The organism is Pseudomonas sp. UBA3153, from assembly GCF_002364635.1.
Lineage (GTDB): Bacteria > Pseudomonadota > Gammaproteobacteria > Pseudomonadales > Pseudomonadaceae > Pseudomonas_O > Pseudomonas_O kuykendallii.
The window spans coordinates 1-19,292 of sequence record NZ_DEYR01000011.1; the positions used below are offsets into that span (position 1 = coordinate 1).

The following is a 19,292-nucleotide window of genomic DNA, read 5'->3' on the forward strand; positions in this document are numbered from 1 at the left end:
CCGCGCGACGCGGTCTAGCCGCCGCGCGACGCGCCGGTGTCGCCGCCGTCAATCATGCCGCCGATACGGCGCAATTCTTGCCCTTTGGTTTGTCTGGACGGCTTCCGCGCAGCCCTTTAGCCTAGCCTCCGCTTCTTCGCCACCCCCTCGAACCCATCCCTGCCGCCCGTGCGGTTCGGAGCCGCTCTGATTACGGCATTTCCCCGACGAGGTCTCATGCCCGCCGCCCGATCCGACCGCCTGCCTGGCTGGACCCGCTGGTTGCCGCTGCCGTTGCTGCTGCTTTCCAGCGCCGCGGCGCTGGCCTGGAGCAGCCCCGACGCGTTGCCGCTGTGGTATCCGTCGCTGGCGCTGGGCCTGGTGTTCAGCCTCTGGTGGGGCGCGTGGGTGCTGCCTTCGGTCTATCTCAACGGCGTGCTGGTAATCGGCATCAGCCTCGGCGAATGGGCCTGGGCGCCGTTCCTGGCGATTCCGGAAACGCTCTGCTGCGGTCTGGGCTGGCTGCTGCTGAGCGGTCGGCCGTTTGACCCCGCGCTGCGCGGCCCGCGCAGCTGGGCGCAGTTTCTCGGCTTGGGCGTGCTGCTGCCGCTGATCGTCGCGACCTTCGTCAGTGACCACCAGGAGGCGCTGACGACCTTCCTCTGGCAGTCGGTCAAACCGCTCAAGGAAGGCCACTGGGCTGCCCGCGGGTTGCTCATGGTGGTACTCGGCATTCCGCTGCTGGCCGGCCTCAGCCCCGCACTGCGGCGTCGCGGCTGGCTGCGCGCGGTGGCGGTCGATGCGCTGCCGTCTTCGGCTTCGCCGGTTCCCGGAATGAGCGACAAGGCGCTGAAGGCGGTGCCGCTGGGCCTGACCATCGCCGACGCGCGGCACGCCGATTTGCCGTTGATCTACTGCAACCCGCAGTTCGAGCGGATGAGCGGCTATGCGCAGGGCGAGGTACTCGGCCGGGATCTGCGTTTCCTCTGCGGCAACCACGGCCAGCAGGTGCAGATGCAGCAGTTGCGCCGGGCGCTGCAGCGCGGCGAACCCTGCCAGGTGGTGCTGCGCAACTTCCGCAAGGACGGTACGGCATTCTGGAACGAGCTGACCCTGGCCCCGATTCGCGATGCCGAGGGCGTCAGCCATTTCCTCGCCCTGCAGCAGGACGTGACGATCCGCGAACGGCTCGCCCGCGAGCTGGACGAGCGCCGCGGCGAGTTGTTGCGCCAGGCTCACCTGCTGGCGCAGACCGAAGCCATCGCCGATATCGGCGGCTGGGTGCTGGAGTACCCGGACCTGCGCATGTTCTGGAGCGAGGGCTGCCTGCGCATCCTCGAAGTGGACGCCTTCGACGGCCAGCCGAGCTACCAGCGCGTGCTCGGACTGTTCGATGCCGAGGGCCGCGAGCTGCTCAAGCAGACGATGGCCGGGCTATTGCTTTCCGGCAACGATTTCGACCTGGAAACCCGCCTCGTCGGCGGCCGCGGCACACCACGCTGGGTGCGTATCAACGGCCTGGTGGAACGCGACGGTACGCAGCTGGTGCGCATCTATGGCGCGATCCAGGACGTCAGCGCGCGGCGCCTCGCGGAGCAGCAGCTGCGCGAGCGCGACGAGTGGCTGCGGCTGTTCTTCGAGGCCCCGCTGATCGGCATGGCCATGCTCGGCCCGCAGCAGCAGTGGCGCGAAATGAACCTGCGCCTGTGCCAGATTCTCGGCCGCAGCCTCGAGGCGTTGCACGCAGCGCCTTGGAATCAGGTCAGCCACCCGGACGACCTGGCCTACGAGGCTGTGCTGTTCGCCGAGCTGGTGTCTGGCGAGCGCGACGACTACGAGATGGAGAAACGTTTCCTTCGTCCCGACGGCAGCGTCGTCTTCACCCGCCTCAGCCTGCGCGCCGTGCGCGACGCCGAGGGCCACCTGCAGGCCTGCCTGGCGCTGCTGGCCGACATCACCGAGCGCCGCGAGGCCGAGGCGCGCTACCAGACGCTGGTGGAGCACGCGCCCGAGGCGATCATGATGTTCGATGCGAAGAACGGCATCGTCGAGGTCAACGGCAACGCCTCGCGGCTCACCGGCCTGCCGCGCGAACAACTGCTCGGCCGCCAGCCGGTCGAGTTCAGCCCGCCGCAACAGGCCGATGGACGCGCCTCCCAGACGGTCGCGGTGGACCTGCTGCGGGCCGCGCTCGCCGGCGAGGTGCCGGTGTTCGACTGGCTGATCCGCGACCGTGCCGGACGCGTGCGGCCCTGCGAGGTGCGCCTGGTGCGCCTGCCGGGCGGCGAACGGCCGCTGCTGCGCCTGAGCATCACCGATATTTCCGAACGCCAGCGCTACCAGCGCGAAATCGAGCGGCTGGCCTACAGCGACGAGCTGACCGGCCTGCCGAACCGCCGGCTGCTGCTGGACCGCCTGCAGCACGCGATGGACCGCGAGCAGCGCGAGCAGCGCTTCGGCGCGCTGCTGTTCATCGACCTGGATCACTTCAAGACGGTCAACGACAGCCTCGGCCATCCGGTCGGCGATGCCCTGCTGCGCGAGGTCACCGCGCGCCTGGCGCGCTGCCTGCGCACGGAAGACACGCTGGCTCGACTGGGCGGCGATGAATTCGTGGTGCTGCTCGAAGGCCTCGCGACGCAGCCGGAGGCGGCCGCCAAGTACGCCGCCGAAGTCGGCGAGAAGCTGCTCCGGTCCCTAGTGGAAACCTGCGTGGTGGACGGCCACGAACTGTCGGCCAGCGCCAGCATCGGCATCGCCCTGCATCCCATCGGCGCGCAGCTCGCCACCGACGCGCTGAAACAGGCGGACACCGCGATGTACCGGGCCAAGCTCGGCGGGCGCAATGCGCTGCACTTCTTCGCCCCCGAGATGCAGGACGCCATCGACCAGCGCCTGCAACTGCAAAGCGAACTGCGCCAGGCCATCGCGCGCCATCAGCTGCGCGTGGAATACCAGCCGCAACTGGCGCTGGAGAGCGGCGAGGTCTGCGGGGTCGAAGCGCTGCTGCGCTGGAATCATCCCGAGCGCGGCGACATCGAGCCGGCCGCCTTCATCCCGCTGGCCGAGGAAACCGGGCTCGTCCAGGAACTCGACCAGTGGGTGCTGGAGCAGGCCTGCGCGACGCTGGCCGAGTGGCACCGGCGCTGGCCGCACCTGGTCATGGCGGTCAACGTCAGCCCGCGCGAGCTGCGCCAGGCCGGCTTCGCGCAACGCGTCGGCGACTGTCTGCAGCGCCACGGGCTGGCCGGCTCGGCGCTGGAGCTGGAGATCACCGAAGGCGTGCTGCTGGAGGATGCCGAACGGTGCATCGATGCCATGCAGGAGCTCAAGGCCCTCGGCGTGCGCTTCGCTATCGACGATTTCGGCACCGGCTATTCGTCGCTGACCTACCTCAAGCGCCTGCCGCTGGACCGGCTGAAGATCGACCGCAGCTTCCTCGACCTGAACGGCGAGGCCAGCGACCTGCTGCTGGTGGAAACCATCCTGCTGATCGCCGCCAACCTGCGGCTGGAGTGCGTCGCCGAGGGCATCGAAACGTCCAGCCAGCTGCAATTCCTTCGCGAGCACGGCTGCGCGCTGGGCCAGGGCTATTACTTCAGTCGGCCGCTGGTCGCCGAGCAGTTCGTGGACTGGATGGAGCGCAGGTAGGGCAGCGCGGCTTTCGCCGGCGGGAACCCTTGGCTATGGTTAGGACCGTCAGAACCCTCAGGCGGGCGCTCCCGCCTCGACCGTCCACCGACCCAGGAGTCATTCATGACCACCCTGTTGCTCTACAAGCAAATCAAGGCGCTCAACCGCGAGGAACACCGCACGCTGAAGCTGCGGACCGCGCAGAATTGCGAATTCGCCGCCGCTACCCATCTGGTCCCGGTGGCCGGGCTGGAGTTCTTCCAGGCGGCGCGGCATTACCCGCTGGTGTTCATCGGCGAGGGCGACAAGGCCATGCCGATCGCCCTGCTCGGCCTCAAGGACGGCCACAACGGCTACGTCGACGGCGAGCATCAGTGGCAGGCCAACACCTACATCCCGGCCTTCGTTCGCCGCTACCCGTTCGTCATGGCGCAGGACGACGCCACCTTCACCGTCTGCTTCGACGCCGCCTACGGCGGCTGGAACGAGGAAACCGGCCGCGAGCTGTTCGATGCCGAGGGGCGCAACAGCGAGTTCCTCGACGAGATGATCCAGTTCCTGCAGAACTTCACCGCCGAGATGGAGCGCACCCGGCTGTTCGTCGCCAAGCTCAACGAACTGCAGCTGCTTTCCAGCCGCACCCTGACGCTCACCCACGCCAGCGGCGAAACCTTCGTGCTCAGCGATTTCCAGGCCGTGGACGAGGCGAAGTTCCTCGGCCTCGCCGACGAGCAGGTGCTCGATCTTCACAGGTCCGGCTTCCTCGGCTGGATCTACGCGCACCTGATGTCGCTGGGCAACGCCAACCAGCTGTTCGACGACTACCTGAAGAGGAAAGGCGAAGTCCCCCGGCGCTGAGCGTCACGGCCATGAAAAAGCCCCGCCATGCGGGGCTTTTCGTTGGGGGCCGTGGGGAGTCGGACGTTCACCCTACGGGACTGTAGGCGCCAGCTTGCTGGCGATGCTTTTGGGGCGCGTTGATCGCGAGCGAGCTCCTGCAGGGGCGTGCGTAGGGTGGGCTTGAGCCCACCAGCCCGGCATCGACGAACCCGGTGGGCTGAAGCCCACCATACCGGACCGGAGTGGCCATATTGGCTTCGTAGGGCGGGTGCAACCCGCGTGATGAGCTTCCTTTATCAGCCGCGGATATCTCAGCTAGAAATCGCCCCACAACTGCTGGGCCACGGCCAGCGCCACCACTGGCGCGGTTTCGGTGCGCAGCACACGCGGGCCGAGCCGCGCGGGGTGGAAGCCGGCACGGCTGGCGCTGGTGACCTCGTCGTCGTTGAGGCCGCCCTCGGGGCCGATGAGGAAGGCCAGGCTGGTCGGCTTGGCGTGGCTGCTCAGCGGCTCGGCGAAAGGATGCAGGACCAGCTTGAGATCGGCCGGCGTCTGCTCGAGCCACTGCGCCAACGGCAACGGCGAATGGATCGTCGGCAGCCGCGAGCGGCCGCATTGCTCGCAGGCGCTGATCGCCACCTGGCGCCAGTGGGCCAGGCGCTTGTCGGCGCGCTCGTCCTTCAGGCGCACTTCGCAACGCTCGCTGAAGATCGGGGTGATCTCCGCGACACCCAGCTCGGTGGCTTTCTGGATCGCCCAGTCCATCCGCTCGCCACGCGACAGGCCCTGGCCGAGGTGCACGCGCAGCGGCGATTCGGCCTGCCCCTCGACGCGCTCGTTCAGTTCGACGCGCACGCTCTTCTTGCCGACCTCCGCCAGTTCGCCGAGGTACTCGAAGCCGCTGCCGTCGAACAGCTGCACGGCGGCGCCGGCGTTCAGGCGCAGCACGCGACCGAGGTAATGGGCCTGGGCCTCGGGCAGTTCGTGCTGGCCGAGGGCGAGCGGGGCGTCGACGAAGAAGCGGGAGAGGCGCATAGGGTTCCGGGCCGGCGAGAGGTGAGGCGCAATTCTACCGGCTTTGCCGATGGCGGCGTGATGCGTTGGTGCGCGCGGCGCACCCTACGGGGCGCTGTGCGCCGCGTTGGCCGTTTGCACTGCCCCGTGGGTTCGGGCGCCATTTCGTAGGGTGGGTTAGCGTCCTCGCTCGATACGCCGGCCTACTCGATGCCGAAGGCCGCGTAACCCACCGGCCAGAGTTTCGTCGAGCGTTTCGTAGGGTGGATCGCGCTTTTCCGATCCACCGGGCGCCGCAGGGCGGATGAAAAGAGCGTCATCCGCCCTGCGGAGCGAAGGCGGGTTCCGCCTGTCCTGTGGCCGGCTTCAGCCCGGATCGCGATGGTTCGGATGCAGGTCGCGGTTCACCGACACGCTGACGTGGCTGCGCGTGGCCAGGTCGATGCCTTCGCTGGCGACCTCGGCGAGGAAGTCGATCTGCTCCGGGGTGATCACGTAGGGCGGCAGGAAGTACACCACGCTGCCCAGCGGACGCAGCAGCGCCCCGCGCGACAGGCCGTGCTGGTAAACCGCCAGGCCGCGGCGTTCCTGCCACGGATAGGCGGTCTTGCTCGGCTTGTCCCGGACCATCTCGATGGCCAGGGCCATGCCGGTATGGCGCACTTCGGCGACGTGCGGGTGGTCGGCGAGGTGCGCGGTGGCTTCGGCCATGCGCAGGGCGAGGGCGCGGTTGGCCTCGATCACCTTGTCTTCCTCGAAGATGTCCAGGGTCGCCAGCGCCGCCGCGCAGGCCAGCGGGTTGCCGGTGTAGCTGTGCGAGTGGAGGAAGGCGCGCAGGGTGTCGTACTCGGCGTAAAAGGCCTGGTAGATCTCGTCGGTGGTCAGGCAGGCGGCGAGCGGCAGGTAGCCGCCGGTGAGGGCCTTGGACAGGCAGAGGAAGTCCGGGCGGATGCCGGCCTGCTCGCAGGCGAACATCGTTCCGGTGCGGCCGAAGCCGACGGCGATCTCGTCGTGGATCAGGTGCACGCCATAGCGGTCGCAGGCCTCGCGCAGCAGCTTGAGGTACACCGGGTGGTACATGCGCATGCCGCCGGCGCCCTGGATCAGCGGCTCGACGATCACCGCGGCGACCTCATGGTGGTGCTCGGCGAGGGTGCGCTCCATGTGCGCGAACATCACCCTCGAGTGTTCCTCCCAGCACATGCCCTCGGGACGGAAGTAGCAGTCCGGGCTGGGCACCTTGAGGGTGTCCAGCAGCAGCGACCGGTAGGTCTCGGTGAACAGCGCGACGTCGCCCACCGACATCGCCGCCACGGTTTCGCCGTGGTAGCTGTTGGACAGGGTGACGAAGCGCTTCTTCTCCGGACGGCCGACGTTGAGCCAGTAGTGGTAGCTCATCTTCAGCGCGACTTCGATGCACGAGGAGCCGTTGTCGGCGTAGAACACCCGCTCCAGCCCGGCGGGCGTCAGTTTGACCAGGCGCTCGGACAGCTCGATCACCGGCTGGTGGCTGAAACCGGCGAGGATCACGTGCTCGAGCTGGTCGACCTGGTCCTTGATGCGCTGGTTGATCCGCGGGTTGGCGTGGCCGAACACGTTGACCCACCAGGAGCTGACCGCGTCCAGGTAGCGCTTGCCATCGAAATCCTCGAGCCAGACGCCTTCGCCGCGACGGATCGGGATCACCGGCAGGCGCTCGTGATCCTTCATCTGCGTGCAGGGATGCCAGAGTACGGCGAGGTCGCGCTGCATCCAGTCGTGGTTCTGACTCATGGTGGCCTCCGAAAAAGAGCGCGAAGCCTAGCAGATCGGTCCGTCGATGAGCCGGGCGAACGCCCCCTGAAAAATCTTGATATCTAATACTTCGATATTTCGGAGCAGATTATTGCGCTTTTAAACCATTATCTTGAAGGTAATCTCTGCTCATTCTCCGACAGGCAAGGTCAGACAACGATGCAACTGCGCAACTCTCCCGCTCGCTATGGACTGGTCAGCGTGATCCTGCACTGGGGCGTGGCGCTGACCGTGTTCGGCATGTTCGGGCTGGGCATCTGGATGGTCGGCCTCGGCTACTACGATGCGTGGCGCAAAGCCGGCCCGGACCTGCACAAGAGCATCGGCCTGGTGCTGCTGGCGGTGATGCTGCTGCGCGTGGTCTGGCGTTTCGTCAGCCCGCCGCCGCCTCCCACGCCCAACCAGGGGCCGCGGACGCGCCTGGCCGCGAAGGCCGGCCACCTGTTCCTCTATGTCGCCCTGTTCGTCGTGATGATCGCCGGCTACCTGATTTCCACCGCCGACGGCGTGGGGATTCCGGTGTTCGGCCTGTTCGACGTACCGGCGCTGGTCAGCGGGTTGCCGAATCAGGCGGACGTTGCCGGCGATATCCACCTCTACCTTGCCTGGACCCTGGTGATCTTCGCCGGGCTTCATGGCCTGGCGGCGCTGAAACACCACTTCATCGACCGTGATGCCACCCTGGCGCGCATGCTCGGCCGCAAAGCCAAACCTTGATATTCACTGGAAGGAACTCGTCATGCTGAAGAAATCCCTGCTTTCCCTGGCCCTCGGTGGCGCACTGCTGGCCGGCAACGTCATGGCCGCCGACTACACCATCGACAAGGAAGGCCAGCACGCCTTCGTCGACTTCAAGGTCAGCCACCTTGGCTACAGCTACATCACCGGCACCTTCCGCGACTTCGACGGCACTTTCAGCTTCGATGCCGCCAAGCCGGAAGACGCCAAGATCAACGTCACCCTGAAGACCGCCAGCGTATTCTCCAACCATGCCGAGCGTGACAAGCACGTCTCCAGTGGCGACTTCCTCAACGTGGCCAAATTCCCCGAAGCCACCTTCGTCTCCACCAGCGTCAAGCCCACCGGCAAGAACGCCGATGGCAAGCTGACTGCCGACGTGACCGGCGACCTGACCCTGCTCGGCGTGACCAAGTCGATCGTGATCAAGTCGACCTTCCTCGGCGAAGGCAAGGACCCCTGGGGCGGCTACCGTGCCGGTTTCGAGGGTTCCACCACCATCAACCGCATGGACTTCGGCAAGATGATGGACCTCGGCCCGCAGTCCAACGCGGTCGAGCTGTATTTCACCTTCGAAGGTGTGCGCAAGTAAGCGATCACGCACCAACGAAAACGCCGGCCCAGGGCCGGCGTTCTTCGTTTTGCCGCGCGACGGCGTAACGGAGTGCTTCAGCGGTTGCGGGTCAGCAGCGCCGGCTTCTCGCCGCGCGGACGCTGCGGCAGTTGATCGAGCTGCTCGGGAGTCGGCAGGCGGTCGGCCTTCGATTCCTTGTGCACGATCAGCGGCTGCTTGTCGCGTGCGCCGCGAACGGCAGGCTCCTGGCGCGATTCGTCACGGTCGCGGCCGCCTTGCGGGCGGGCACGTTGGTCGTCACGCTTCGGCCCCTTGCCACGGCCACCCTGGCCTTGGCCAGCCGCGCGCGGCTTGCCCTGACCGCCACCACCGGCCGGACGTCCGCCGGCCGGTGCGCCCTGGCCGGGCTGCCCGTTGGCGGGGCGACGTCCGCGGTTCTGCGCCTTGCCCTGGTACGGGCTGACGTAGTCGGCGCGGTTGCCGAAGTTGTCCACGTCGTCGTCGAGGAACTCTTCCGGATCGCGGTTGGCCGGGATCTGCGGTGCGCGGGTCGGGCGTGCCGCCGCGTCGCCCTGGGCTTGCGCTTTTGGCTTGTCGCCGCCGCGACGGTTGCGGCCCTTGGGCTGTTCCTTCTTCTCGCCGGACTCCGCCTTGCGCTCGCCGCGTTGCGGACGCGCATTGCGCGGCTGGCGCGGCTCGCGCACTTCGGGTTTCTCCGCCTCGATGGTGCTCGGGTCGAAGCCCAGGGTGTCGCCGTCGGGAATGCGCTGCTTGGTCAGGCGTTCGATGCCCTTGAGCAGCTTCTCCTCGTCCGGCGCGACCAGCGAGATCGCCTCGCCGCTGCGCCCGGCACGGCCGGTACGGCCGATGCGGTGAACGTAGTCTTCCTCGACGTTGGGCAGTTCGAAGTTGACCACATGGGGCAACTGGTCGATGTCCAAGCCGCGGGCGGCGATGTCGGTGGCGACCAGGATGCGGATGGCGCTGGCCTTGAAATCGGCCAGGGCCTTGGTGCGCGCGTTCTGGCTCTTGTTACCGTGGATCGCCTGGGCCGGCAGGCCGTGCTTGTCGAGGTACTCGGCGAGACGGTTGGCGCCGTGCTTGGTGCGGGTGAAGACCAGCACCTGTTCCCAGGCGCCCTGGGTGATCAGGTGCGCCAGCAGCGCGCGCTTGTGGCTGGCCTGGACGCGGAACAGGCGCTGTTCGATGCGCTCCACCGTGGTATTCGGCGGGGTGACCTCGATGCGCTCCGGGTTGTGCAGCAGCTTGCCGGCGAGATCGGTGATGTCCTTGGAGAAGGTCGCCGAGAACAGCAGGTTCTGCCGCTGCGCGGGGAGCTTGGCGAGGACTTTCTTGACGTCGTGGATGAAGCCCATGTCGAGCATGCGGTCGGCTTCGTCGAGGACCAGGATTTCCACGTGGGAAAGGTCGATGGCCTTCTGGTTCGCCAGGTCGAGCAAACGACCCGGGCAGGCGACGAGCACGTCGACGCCCTTGGCCAGCGCCTGTACCTGCGGATTCATGCCGACGCCGCCGAAGATGCAGGCGCTGACGAAGGGCAGGTCACGGGCGTAGAGCTTGAAGCTGTCATGCACCTGAGCGGCGAGTTCGCGCGTCGGTGTCAGGACCAGTACGCGGGGCTGGCGCGGACCGTGGCGGTGGGCCTTGTCGGGGTGACCACCTGGAAACAGCAACTCGAGGACCGGAAGGGCGAATCCGCCCGTCTTACCGGTACCCGTCTGGGCGGCGACCATCAGGTCGCGACCTTGCAACACGGCGGGGATGGCCCGCTGTTGCACCGGAGTGGGCTGGGTGTAGCCAGCGGCTTCGACAGCGCGGGCTAAAGCCTCGGAGAGACCGAGGGAAGCAAAGGACATGGGGAATCCTGTCAGTTAGGGCTGGGCCGTAGGGCAATCTGCCTGGCTTGAATGCACGCGTTGTGGGGCGTGATCCCGTCCGGTCCTGCTGGCGAGTTGCCGAGCATCCGGGCGTAAGCCTGGCGGGAGCGCGGAGTATAACAGAGGCTGTCAACGCCGCAGTGCTGGGACAGTGTGTCAGGTCCGAGGTTCATCCGCCAGCCTCGGGCGCCAGGCGGGCACCGCCCAGTGGTACCCGCCTGCAGCGAAGCGGCGCGTCGGTGCGGCGAATCGATGGCTTCTTCGGCGGGGTCGGAGCGTGCCGCGGTTGTGCGGGATCGGCCTGCAGCCCTTCGCGACGCGCCGGCTTTTCGCGCTGTGTTTTGTCGATCAGGGCGTGGCGGCGCGTTCGGCCTTGAGCTTGCGCAGCTCAATGGCGAAGCGCGCGGCCAGGCGCTCGAACTCCGGGGTTCTGCGCAGCGCCAGGTAGAGGTCGTCGTGGCTGATCAGCTGACGGTGGTAGTCCAGCTGATCGAGGATGCCCATCTGCTGCGCCAGGTACAGCCCGACGCGTCGCTCGATCAGCACCATGTCGACGCGTCCAAGCATCAACTTGCCGAAATTGGCGGCATGGTTGGGGGCGTTCTCGCGGATGAAGTCCTTGGATTGGCGAAAGGCTTCGTTGGAATACCAGTAGCCCGGCGACACACCGATGCGAAGGCCCTTCAGGCTGTTCAGGTCGCTGTACGGGAACGGTCGCTGGCGGGCGTAGAAGAGCACGAACTCGCTGCTGGACAGCGGCTCGTCGATGAACACCATGCTTTGCTCGCGGTCCGGGTTGCGGAAGATGTCGAGGATCGCGTCGGCGCGGCCCTCGTCGAACTCCGCCAGGCTGCGCTTCCACGGCAGCAGTTGCAGCTCGTGGGTGATGCCGAGGCGTTCGAGCACCGTTGCGGTGAGCTCGTAGTCCAGGCCGCGCACCACGCCGTTCTCTTCGTAGACGTAGGGCGCCCAGGCTTCGCTGACGATGCGCAGCGGATCGGCCTGCGCGACCACGCAGGCGGTGCAGAACAGCAATGCCCAGCAGATCCTTTTCGCCATCTACAGCTCCCTTTTCCTGTTACCCGCGCCCGCGGTCGTGCGGGCGATGGAAGCAAGTCATGCGCCAGGGATCGCGGCCGCTCGCGTCGCGCTGCCGGACAGTCCCTGCTGGGTCAGGCGCCGAGACCCAGGTTGCTGCAGATCGCCAGGCTCGGTTCGGCCTGGTTAAGGGTGTAGAAGTGCAGCCCCGGCGCGCCACCGGCCAGCAAGCGTTCGCACATTGCGCTGATCACCTGTTCGCCGTAGGCCTGGATGCTCTGCACGTCGTCGCCGTAGGCTTCGAGCTGCTTGCGCATCCAGCGCGGCAGTTCCGCGCCGCAGGCGTCGGAGAAGCGCGCCAGTTTGCTGTAGTTGGTCACCGGCATGATGCCCGGCACGATCGGCGTGTCGACGCCGGCCCTGCGCACCCGCTCGACGAAGTAAAAGTAGGCGTCGGCGTTGAAGAAGTACTGGGTGATGGCGCTGTCGGCGCCGGACCGGGCCTTGCGCACGAAGTTCGCCAGGTCGTCCTCGAAGCCGCGTGCCTGCGGGTGCATTTCCGGATAGGCGGCGATTTCGATATGGAAGTGGTCGCCGGTTTCGCGGCGGATGAACTCGACCAGTTCGTTGGCGTAGCGCAGCTCGCCGCTGGCCATGCCCATGCCCGACGGCAGGTCGCCACGCAGCGCGACGATGCGGCGGATACCGGCGGCCTGGTACTGCGTGAGCAGGCTGCGCAGGTCGTCCTTACTGTCGCCGACGCAGGACAGATGCGGTGCGGTCGGCACCTTCACTTCGCCGTCCAGCTGCAGCACGGTGTTCAGCGTACGGTCGCGGGTCGAACCGCCGGCGCCGTAGGTGCAGGAGAAGAAGTGCGGGCGTTCCGCGGCCAGTCGGCGCGCGTTGGCCAGCAGTTTTTCATGCCCGGCCTCGGTCTTCGCCGGGAAGAACTCGAAGCTGACGTTGGTTTTTTTCTGGGTCATGGAGACGCTTCTCTTCGTAGGGCGGGTTGGCGACGCCGGCCCCATACGTGAAGGCTAATCATGGTTTCTACGCGGCGCGTAACCCGCCAGGCGACAGTCGAGACCGCGCTAGAAACCCGTTGTAAGCGAGGGTGGGTTACGCCGCTGCGCGGCTAAAACCCACCCTTCGGTGTGGATCAGTAGCGGTAGGCGTCCGGTTTGAACGGGCCTTCGGTGCTCACACCGATGTACTCGGCCTGCTTCGGCGTCAGACGGGTGACCACGCCACCGAAGCCCTTGACCATCTCCAGCGCCACTTCTTCGTCCAGCTTCTTCGGCAGCACTTCGACGGTCAGGCGCTCGGCCTTCTTCTCGGCGGAGAGGTCGGCGAACTTCTGCTCGAACAGGAAGATCTGCGCCAGCACTTGGTTGGCGAAGGAACCGTCCATGATCCGGCTCGGGTGGCCGGTGGCGTTGCCCAGGTTCACCAGGCGGCCTTCGGCGAGAAGGATCAGGTAGTCGTCGTTCTGCGCGTCGAAGCTGCCGGCGCCGGTGCGGTGGATCTTGTGCACCTGCGGCTTGACCTCTTCCCAGGCCCAGTTCTTGCGCATGAAGGCGGTGTCGATCTCGTTGTCGAAGTGGCCGATGTTGCAGACCACGGCGCGCTTCTTCAGCGCCTTGAGCATGCCGGCGTCGCAGACGTTGACGTTGCCGGTGGTGGTGACGATCAGGTCGATCCTGCCCAGCAACGCGGCGTCGACGCAGCCTTCGCTGCCGTCGTTGACGCCGTCCTTGTAGGGCGAAACCAGCTCGTAGCCGTCCATGCAGGCCTGCATGGCGCAGATCGGGTCGACTTCGCTGACCTTGACGATCATGCCTTCCTGGCGCAGCGAGGCCGCCGAGCCCTTGCCCACGTCGCCGTAGCCGATCACCAGCGCCTGCTTGCCGGACAGCAGGTGGTCGGTACCGCGCTTGATGGCGTCGTTGAGGCTGTGGCGGCAGCCGTACTTGTTGTCGTTCTTGCTCTTGGTGACCGCGTCATTGACGTTGATCGCCGGGACTTTCAGGGTGCCGGCCTTGAGCATGTCGAGCAGGCGGTGCACGCCGGTGGTGGTCTCTTCGGTGACGCCGTGGATGCGTTCGAGCATCTGCGGGTATTTCTTGTGCAGGATTTCAGTCAGGTCACCGCCGTCGTCCAGCACCATGTTGGCGTCCCACGGCTGGCCATCCTTGAGGATGGTCTGCTCGATGCACCACTCGTACTCCTGCTCGGTCTCGCCTTTCCAGGCGAACACCGGGATGCCGGCGGCGGCGATGGCGGCGGCGGCCTGGTCCTGGGTCGAGAAGATGTTGCACGACGACCAGCGCACTTCGGCGCCCAGGGCGGTCAGCGTCTCGATCAGTACGCCGGTCTGGATGGTCATGTGGATGCAGCCGAGGATCTTCGCGCCTTTCAGCGGCTGGCTGGCGGCGTATTTGCGGCGCAGACCCATCAGGGCCGGCATCTCGGACTCGGCGATGATCAGCTCTTTGCGGCCCCAATCGGCCAGGGAAATGTCGGCGACTTTGAAATCGGTGAAACCGGCAGGCGTAGAAACAGCGCTCATGGGATGAGTTCTCCATTCGTTCGAGTGCGAATGGGCGCCGTTGCTGCGTCTGGGAAACGCCCCGTGCGAGCCTGACAGGTAGGCTGCCTCGAATCGATCGAAGCGGCCCGGCCTGCTGCAGCGCCCCTCGCCCGGGTGGCGGGCACGACCGTAAACCGGGCGTGTGAGGCGAAGGATTATAGCGATGCCGGCGCGACTACCCAATAGGGCAGCGAAGGTGCGCGCCGGATGGCGCGCGCCGTCACTTGCTGAGCATGGTGCCGAGCAGCTTGACGCCGGCGTTGACCGCGGTTTCCTGGGCGGTCTGCGGGGCGGCGGCCGGGACGGCCTGGACCGGCTGCTGAGTGCTGGCGGTCTGTGCGCAGAGGGTGTTGGCCTGCAGCAGGAGCTTCTGCACGTTGCTGTTGTTGGCGGCCTTGCCGGCAGCCTGTGCCAGGGCCAGTTGGTCCTGGTACTCGCGAAGCTTGGCGTCGCAGGCGCTGTTGCCGGTGCTGCTCACCGTATTTGCCGTATTCGCGGTGTTGGCCGGGGTGCCGTTCACCGCATTGGCGACGCTTGCCACGCCGTTGGCGAGGGCGCCGAAGTCCAGTGCCTGGGCCGGCAGGTGAAAGGCGGCAAGCAGAACGGCGGCGGAAAGGGGCAGAAAACGCATGGGTTCAACCTCAGTGTCGGGTCGCTCGGCGGCGCGAAGGGTGGCAATACCGAGTGAAGTCCTTGGAAAATGATCGACGGGGATTTAAACCCATGCGCGGGAGTAGGGCAATTAGGTTCTCGTGAACTTTTCCATCGCATTTCCGGTCGCGACACTCAGGCGCCGGCCTGCGATCATGCTGGCGATTCCTAACCCCCGACAGGAGTGTCCATGAACTTCCATACGCGCAAATGGGTGAAGCCCGAAGACCTCAATCCCAACGGCACGCTGTTTGGCGGCAGCCTGCTGAAATGGGTGGACGAGGAGGCGGCGATCTACGCCATCGTCCAGCTGGGCAACCAGCGGGTGGTGACCAAATTCATTTCCGAGATCAATTTCGTCAGCTCGGCGCGGCAGAGCGACATCATCGAGCTGGGCATCACCGCCACCGAGTTCGGCCGCACCTCGATCACCCTGCGCTGCGAAGTGCGCAACAAGATCACCCGCAAGAGCCTGCTGACCATCGAGCGCATGGTGTTCGTCAACCTTGGCTCGGACGGCCTGCCGGCGCCGCACGGCAAGAGCGAAATCACCTACATCCGCGACCAGTTCAAGGAAGAGGACGCGCCCATCGATCCCGCCCGTTGAGTCTCCCGAGGCGGGCGTGACCTGCGTCAACCTGTCGCCAGGTGAGGGCGCCGTGCCGACGGATCAGTTTGGCAGCGACACGGACGGGGGCGGATAATCCGCGTCCCGCCCAACCCTCGCGAAAACGCCCATGCCTTCCAAATCATTGTTCATCGTATTCGCCGCGCTGCTCGTGCTCGGTGGTTGCAACAAGATTGACCCCAACTCCCCGCTCGGCCAGCGCCAGGCGATCTTCAAGCAGATGCTGAAGACCAGCGAAGACCTCGGCGGCATGCTGCGCGGCCGGCTGAAGTTCGACAGCAAGGCGTTCGCCACCGGCGCCGCGCATCTGGACGAGCTGTCGCGCCAGCCGTGGAAGCACTTTCCGACGGTCAAGGAAGAGCACAGCAACGCGCGTGACGAGGTGTGGCAGCGCCAGGAGCGCTTCGACGAACTGGCCCGCGACCTGGAAGCCAGCACCGCCGCCCTGGTCGCTGCCAGCACCAGCGGGCCGTTGGCGCCCGAGACGGTCGCCGCGCCGCTGCAGAAGGTGGAAGACGCCTGCGAAGCCTGCCACAAGGAGTTCCGCGACTACTGATCGCGGCCCGTCAGAAGCCCGCCACGCCGGCCTCCTTCAGCCGCTGGCGAAGGGCGCGGACCTGCGGGTCGGCGAAGAAGGCCACCAAGGCACGCGCGCGGCCCGGGCCGACACCGGGCTCGCGCTGCCAGTCGGCCTGGCTGCGTCCGGCCAGTTGCTGCCAGTCCGTACCGAGATTCGCCGCGCCGCTGGGCGGCAAGCCAAGGGCGCCCAGCCAGCGGCCGAACGGCTGGGCGCGGGCCTCGGCGAAACTCGCCAGCAGGCGTTTGGCGCGCTTCTCGCCGAAGCCGGGCAGGGCGAGCAACTGCTCCTCGCGCAGGTCCATCCAGTCGAGCAGGTGCTCCACCAGTCCCGCGTCGATCAGCGTCTGCCAGCTCCCCGCTCCGACTCCGGCGAGGCCCAGGCCGTGCTTGCCGCCCAGCCATTCCAGGCGCGCGGCGAACTGGCTGCGGCAGTCGGGCGTGGGCTGCCAGCAGCTCAGCGGGTGATAGCGCGAGGCGGCGGGTAGCTCCAGCGGCTTGCGCACGGCGGCATGCCAGACCACGCCGTCGAGGCGCGGAATGGTCAGCCCGGCGAGACTGACCGATACCTGGTCGCCGGGCTGGATATCCAGTTCGCGCAGGCGACGCAACGATCCGGCCGACACGCGCTGCACGCGACGGTCATCCAGCTGAACCGGTTGCAGCTGCAGCAGCGGGGTGATGCGCCCGCTGCGGCCGACCTTGAACTCCACCGCGCGCACCTCGGCGAGCACCTGGGCGAGCGGGAACTTCCAGGCGATCGCCCAGGCCGGTGCGCTGGCGCTCCAGCGCTCGCCCGGCGGACGCCGGCCCTGCTTGATCACCACGCCGTCGCTGGCGAACGGCAATGCGGCCCGGTACCAGTGCTCCCGCCATTTGCGAGCCTCGGCGAAGGAGGCCGCCGGTTCGCTGAAACGCGCGCTGTCGGCGAAACCCAGGCGGCGCAGTTCGTCGAGCCGGGCGCGCATGTCGGCAGGGCCGTCCGGCCATTCCCAGACGAACAGGCCGATGCCGGCGGCATCGGCCTCGCCGAGGCTCTGCCGCGCCAGCAGCCCGGCGACCTTGCCCCGCGCGCCGGCGCTGCCGTGGCTGGCCTGCACGTGCTCCGTCAGCTTCCAGTACAGCTCGCCCTGGAGCAGCAGCCGGCGGTTGTCGGGCAGCCGCGCCGGCACACCGGGAAGTGCGCGCACCCGCGCCGTCCAGTCCTGGCCGAAGCGGCCATCGCCGCGGCTGACCGCTTGCAGCAGCTGGCCGTCGCGATAGATCAGCGTCACCGCCACGCCATCGACCTTCGGCTGCACCCAGAGCCCTTCGCGCTCGGCCATCCAGGCTTCGACGCGGGCTTCGTCGGCGAGCTTGTCGAGACCGGTCTGCGGCACCGGATGGGCGATCTGCCCGGCGGCGCCGGCCAGCGGATCGGCGGCGAGCGGCGCCTGCCCGGGGAAACAGTCGCGCCAGCCAGCGAGCCGTTCGCGGGCCTGGTCATAAAGTTCGTCGGCGATCGGCGAGCGGCCCTGGCGGTGGTAGGTGGCGTCCCATTCGGCGATCCGGCGGGACAGGCCGTCGAGCTCGGCGCGGGCGCGCTCGGGCTGCCAGTCGGGGCAGGGCGCGGCGAGCAGGGTGAAAGGCAGGCAGAACGGCGTGGCGGCGATCCAGCGCTTCATCGGGAGCATCCTTGCTCGGGGAGAAGCGCGCAGCGTAGTTCAGGCGGTGCCGCCGGGGCATGCGACTCAGGCGAGCAGGCGCTGGATCTGGTCCTGCAGGGTGTCGAAGGAGAACGGCTTGGCCAGCACCGGCGCCTGGTGCGCGATGGGGCTGCCGGAATCGAGAATTTCCGCCGGGTAGCCGCTGATGAAAATGACCTTGAGGTCCGGCCGCAGCTTGAGCGCGGGTTCGGCGATCATCACGCCGGAGACCCCGTCCGGCAGGCGGAAGTCGCTGACCAGCAGATCGAGGCGGGGTTTGCTCGCCAGTATTGCGAACGCCTCCGCGGCGGACGCGGCCTGCAGCACGTCGTAGCCTTCTTCTTCGAGGTATTCGGCGAGCAGAAGCCGGACGTCCGGCTCATCCTCGACCAGCAGAACGATTTTGCTTTTTGCCTGACTCATTGGTGGCGCCCGGGACTGCTAAGGGGGGATTTTTCGATGGGGTTGAATATTCCCCGCATACGACCGCCAGCGCCAGGGTCCGTTCCGGAAACTTTCACGTCGATCTACCCGCTGCGCCCCGTCGTCGAGTCGACCGCGAAGGGCGGCCGCTTGCTAGACTGCGCGCTCCCTGATTGCCCGTCCCGCCCGCCATGACGCCGCTGAAATACCTCGCTGCCTATCCGCCCGCGCTGCAGGAAAAGGTGCGCACGCTGATCGCCCAGGAACGCCTCGAGGAGTACCTGCGCCAGCGCTATCCCGAGCGCCATGCGGTGCAGAGCGACAAAGCGTTGTACGCCTACACCATGGCGCTCAAACAGGAGTTCCTGCGCAACGCGCCGGGGCTGGACAAGGTGCTCTACGACGCCAGGCTCGACGTGTTGCAGAAGGCCCTCGGCCTGCACACGGCGGTGTCGCGCGTGCAGGGCGGAAGGCTCAGGGCGAAGAAGGAAATCCGCATCGCCGCGCTGTTCCGCGATACGGCGCCGCAGTTCCTCAACATGATCGTGGTTCACGAGCTGGCGCACCTGCGCGAGTTCGATCACAACAAGGCGTTCTACCAGCTCTGCGAGCACATGCTGCCCGGCTACCACCAACTGGAGTTCGACCTGCGCATCCACCTGACCTGGCGCGACCTGCAGACGAAATCGTGAGCCGGCGAATTTGCGTAGCGGTGCCTTCGTCCTGGGGCTCTTGCGGGTAGCGGGGCTCAGAAGGCCGCGAGAATCTCGAAGCGGCGTTTGCGCCCGGCGATCTCACGCTCGAATTCATCGCCTGCGTGCTGCCCGAGCAGGGCGGCGCCGAGCGGCGAGCGGGCGGTGATCACCAGCACGTCGCGCTGCTCGTCGCTGAGCTTGAGGCCGGCGCCGTCGGGGCCGAGCAGCAGCCACTGCTCGTCGCCGTTGTCGTCGGCCAGTTGCACCAGCGTGCCGAGTGTGATGCCGCGCGGCGCGGCGTAGGGTTGCAGAGGCAACTGGCGCCAGGCGGCGAGGGTCTGGTGGATTTCCTCGACGCGGCGCGACTGGCCCGCCGCGAGGTACGACGCCTCCAGACCGAGGGTGTCGTACTTGTTTTCGGCGATGTTCTCTTCGTGGGTCGCCGCCTCGTAGGCGGTTTGCGCGGCGCGGCGCGCCAGTTCGAGGTCGCTTTCCAGGCGCTCCAGCAGGCGCTCGCGCAGACGGGCCTTGTCCAT

General features: G+C 67.1%; 17 protein-coding genes and 1 riboswitch. Of the genes, 7 read left to right on the forward strand and 10 right to left on the reverse strand.

The annotated features are described in order from the left end of the window. The first annotated feature begins 216 nt into the window (after positions 1-216). The gene (locus B2X67_RS02485; protein WP_286784509.1) at positions 217-3,630 is read left to right on the forward strand and encodes an EAL domain-containing protein; all 3,414 of its coding nucleotides are present in this window, start codon (positions 217-219) and stop codon (positions 3,628-3,630) included. Between the two features lie 105 nt (positions 3,631-3,735). Further along, on the forward strand, positions 3,736-4,470 hold the full coding sequence (locus B2X67_RS02490; protein WP_282342805.1) for a SapC family protein: 735 nt from the start codon (positions 3,736-3,738) through the stop codon (positions 4,468-4,470). A gap of 297 nt (positions 4,471-4,767) precedes the next feature. On the opposite strand, the gene B2X67_RS02495 is transcribed toward B2X67_RS02490, so the two are convergent. After that, a complete protein-coding gene (locus B2X67_RS02495) occupies positions 4,768-5,487 on the reverse strand; it encodes a 16S rRNA (uracil(1498)-N(3))-methyltransferase (protein ID WP_286784510.1) in 720 nt (239 codons plus the stop codon). A 345-nt stretch (positions 5,488-5,832) separates the two neighbouring features. Next, positions 5,833-7,239, reverse strand: a complete 1,407-nt coding sequence (locus B2X67_RS02500) for an adenosylmethionine--8-amino-7-oxononanoate transaminase (protein ID WP_286784511.1) — start codon at positions 7,237-7,239, stop codon at positions 5,833-5,835. A gap of 180 nt (positions 7,240-7,419) precedes the next feature. Between B2X67_RS02500 and B2X67_RS02505 the strand changes: the two genes are divergently transcribed. Continuing rightward, a complete protein-coding gene (locus B2X67_RS02505) occupies positions 7,420-7,977 on the forward strand; it encodes a cytochrome b (protein ID WP_286784512.1) in 558 nt (185 codons plus the stop codon). Between the two features lie 22 nt (positions 7,978-7,999). Continuing rightward, complete coding sequence (locus B2X67_RS02510) at positions 8,000-8,590, forward strand: YceI family protein (RefSeq protein WP_090224029.1); 591 nt, start codon at positions 8,000-8,002, stop codon at positions 8,588-8,590. A gap of 77 nt (positions 8,591-8,667) precedes the next feature. On the opposite strand, the gene B2X67_RS02515 is transcribed toward B2X67_RS02510, so the two are convergent. The 5 genes from B2X67_RS02515 to B2X67_RS02535 all read right to left on the reverse strand — a co-directional run bounded on the left by B2X67_RS02515 (position 8,668) and on the right by B2X67_RS02535 (position 14,729). After that, positions 8,668-10,449 carry a DEAD/DEAH box helicase gene (locus tag B2X67_RS02515; protein ID WP_282338592.1) on the reverse strand — a complete coding sequence of 594 codons (1,782 nt, stop codon included), beginning with the start codon at positions 10,447-10,449 and terminating at the stop codon, positions 8,668-8,670. Between the two features lie 369 nt (positions 10,450-10,818). Next, positions 10,819-11,529 carry a substrate-binding periplasmic protein gene (locus tag B2X67_RS02520; protein WP_286784513.1) on the reverse strand — a complete coding sequence of 237 codons (711 nt, stop codon included), beginning with the start codon at positions 11,527-11,529 and terminating at the stop codon, positions 10,819-10,821. 113 nt (positions 11,530-11,642) lie between these two features. Continuing rightward, positions 11,643-12,491, reverse strand: a complete 849-nt coding sequence (metF, locus tag B2X67_RS02525; RefSeq protein WP_282338611.1) for a methylenetetrahydrofolate reductase [NAD(P)H] — start codon at positions 12,489-12,491, stop codon at positions 11,643-11,645. A 176-nt stretch (positions 12,492-12,667) separates the two neighbouring features. Then, entirely contained in the window at positions 12,668-14,077 is a 1,410-nt protein-coding gene (ahcY, locus tag B2X67_RS02530) for an adenosylhomocysteinase (RefSeq protein ID WP_286784514.1), read from the reverse strand. 25 nt (positions 14,078-14,102) lie between these two features. Further along, positions 14,103-14,212: riboswitch (S-adenosyl-L-homocysteine riboswitch) on the reverse strand. A gap of 106 nt (positions 14,213-14,318) precedes the next feature. Then, a complete protein-coding gene (locus tag B2X67_RS02535; RefSeq protein WP_282338613.1) occupies positions 14,319-14,729 on the reverse strand; it encodes a hypothetical protein in 411 nt (136 codons plus the stop codon). A gap of 210 nt (positions 14,730-14,939) precedes the next feature. On the opposite strand from B2X67_RS02535, the gene B2X67_RS02540 reads away from it, so the two are divergent. After that, positions 14,940-15,356, forward strand: coding sequence for an acyl-CoA thioesterase (locus B2X67_RS02540; RefSeq protein WP_286784515.1), 417 nt, complete (start codon positions 14,940-14,942; stop codon positions 15,354-15,356). Between the two features lie 130 nt (positions 15,357-15,486). Further along, positions 15,487-15,933, forward strand: coding sequence for a c-type cytochrome (locus B2X67_RS02545; RefSeq protein WP_282338615.1), 447 nt, complete (start codon positions 15,487-15,489; stop codon positions 15,931-15,933). A gap of 10 nt (positions 15,934-15,943) precedes the next feature. Here the strand turns inward: B2X67_RS02545 and ligB are convergent, their stop codons facing one another. Next, on the reverse strand, positions 15,944-17,626 hold the full coding sequence (gene ligB / locus B2X67_RS02550; protein WP_376747790.1) for an NAD-dependent DNA ligase LigB: 1,683 nt from the start codon (positions 17,624-17,626) through the stop codon (positions 15,944-15,946). Between the two features lie 57 nt (positions 17,627-17,683). After that, complete coding sequence (locus tag B2X67_RS02555) at positions 17,684-18,061, reverse strand: response regulator (protein WP_282338619.1); 378 nt, start codon at positions 18,059-18,061, stop codon at positions 17,684-17,686. Positions 18,062-18,252: 191 nt separating this feature from the next. On the opposite strand from B2X67_RS02555, the gene B2X67_RS02560 reads away from it, so the two are divergent. Continuing rightward, a complete protein-coding gene (locus tag B2X67_RS02560) occupies positions 18,253-18,753 on the forward strand; it encodes a M48 family metallopeptidase (RefSeq protein ID WP_286784517.1) in 501 nt (166 codons plus the stop codon). 56 nt (positions 18,754-18,809) lie between these two features. Here the strand turns inward: B2X67_RS02560 and B2X67_RS02565 are convergent, their stop codons facing one another. Further along, positions 18,810-19,292 (reverse strand): GreA/GreB family elongation factor, encoded by a 483-nt coding sequence (locus B2X67_RS02565; RefSeq protein ID WP_286784518.1) that lies wholly within the window; start codon positions 19,290-19,292, stop codon positions 18,810-18,812.

Coding starts and splice junctions, on each gene's coding strand:
- B2X67_RS02535 (WP_282338613.1), bottom strand. CDS start 14,729: ATGCGTTTTCTGCCCCTTTCCGCCGCCGTTCTGCTTGCCGCCTTTCAC.
- B2X67_RS02520 (WP_286784513.1), bottom strand. CDS start 11,529: ATGGCGAAAAGGATCTGCTGGGCATTGCTGTTCTGCACCGCCTGCGTG.
- B2X67_RS02490 (WP_282342805.1), top strand. CDS start 3,736: ATGACCACCCTGTTGCTCTACAAGCAAATCAAGGCGCTCAACCGCGAG.
- ligB (WP_376747790.1), bottom strand. CDS start 17,626: ATGCTCCCGATGAAGCGCTGGATCGCCGCCACGCCGTTCTGCCTGCCT.
- B2X67_RS02565 (WP_286784518.1), bottom strand. CDS start 19,292: ATGGACAAGGCCCGTCTGCGCGAGCGCCTGCTGGAGCGCCTGGAAAGC.
- B2X67_RS02495 (WP_286784510.1), bottom strand. CDS start 5,487: ATGCGCCTCTCCCGCTTCTTCGTCGACGCCCCGCTCGCCCTCGGCCAG.
- B2X67_RS02540 (WP_286784515.1), top strand. CDS start 14,940: ATGAACTTCCATACGCGCAAATGGGTGAAGCCCGAAGACCTCAATCCC.
- B2X67_RS02555 (WP_282338619.1), bottom strand. CDS start 18,061: ATGAGTCAGGCAAAAAGCAAAATCGTTCTGCTGGTCGAGGATGAGCCG.
- B2X67_RS02545 (WP_282338615.1), top strand. CDS start 15,487: ATGCCTTCCAAATCATTGTTCATCGTATTCGCCGCGCTGCTCGTGCTC.
- B2X67_RS02560 (WP_286784517.1), top strand. CDS start 18,253: ATGACGCCGCTGAAATACCTCGCTGCCTATCCGCCCGCGCTGCAGGAA.
- B2X67_RS02510 (WP_090224029.1), top strand. CDS start 8,000: ATGCTGAAGAAATCCCTGCTTTCCCTGGCCCTCGGTGGCGCACTGCTG.
- ahcY (WP_286784514.1), bottom strand. CDS start 14,077: ATGAGCGCTGTTTCTACGCCTGCCGGTTTCACCGATTTCAAAGTCGCC.
- B2X67_RS02485 (WP_286784509.1), top strand. CDS start 217: ATGCCCGCCGCCCGATCCGACCGCCTGCCTGGCTGGACCCGCTGGTTG.
- B2X67_RS02515 (WP_282338592.1), bottom strand. CDS start 10,449: ATGTCCTTTGCTTCCCTCGGTCTCTCCGAGGCTTTAGCCCGCGCTGTC.
- B2X67_RS02500 (WP_286784511.1), bottom strand. CDS start 7,239: ATGAGTCAGAACCACGACTGGATGCAGCGCGACCTCGCCGTACTCTGG.
- metF (WP_282338611.1), bottom strand. CDS start 12,491: ATGACCCAGAAAAAAACCAACGTCAGCTTCGAGTTCTTCCCGGCGAAG.
- B2X67_RS02505 (WP_286784512.1), top strand. CDS start 7,420: ATGCAACTGCGCAACTCTCCCGCTCGCTATGGACTGGTCAGCGTGATC.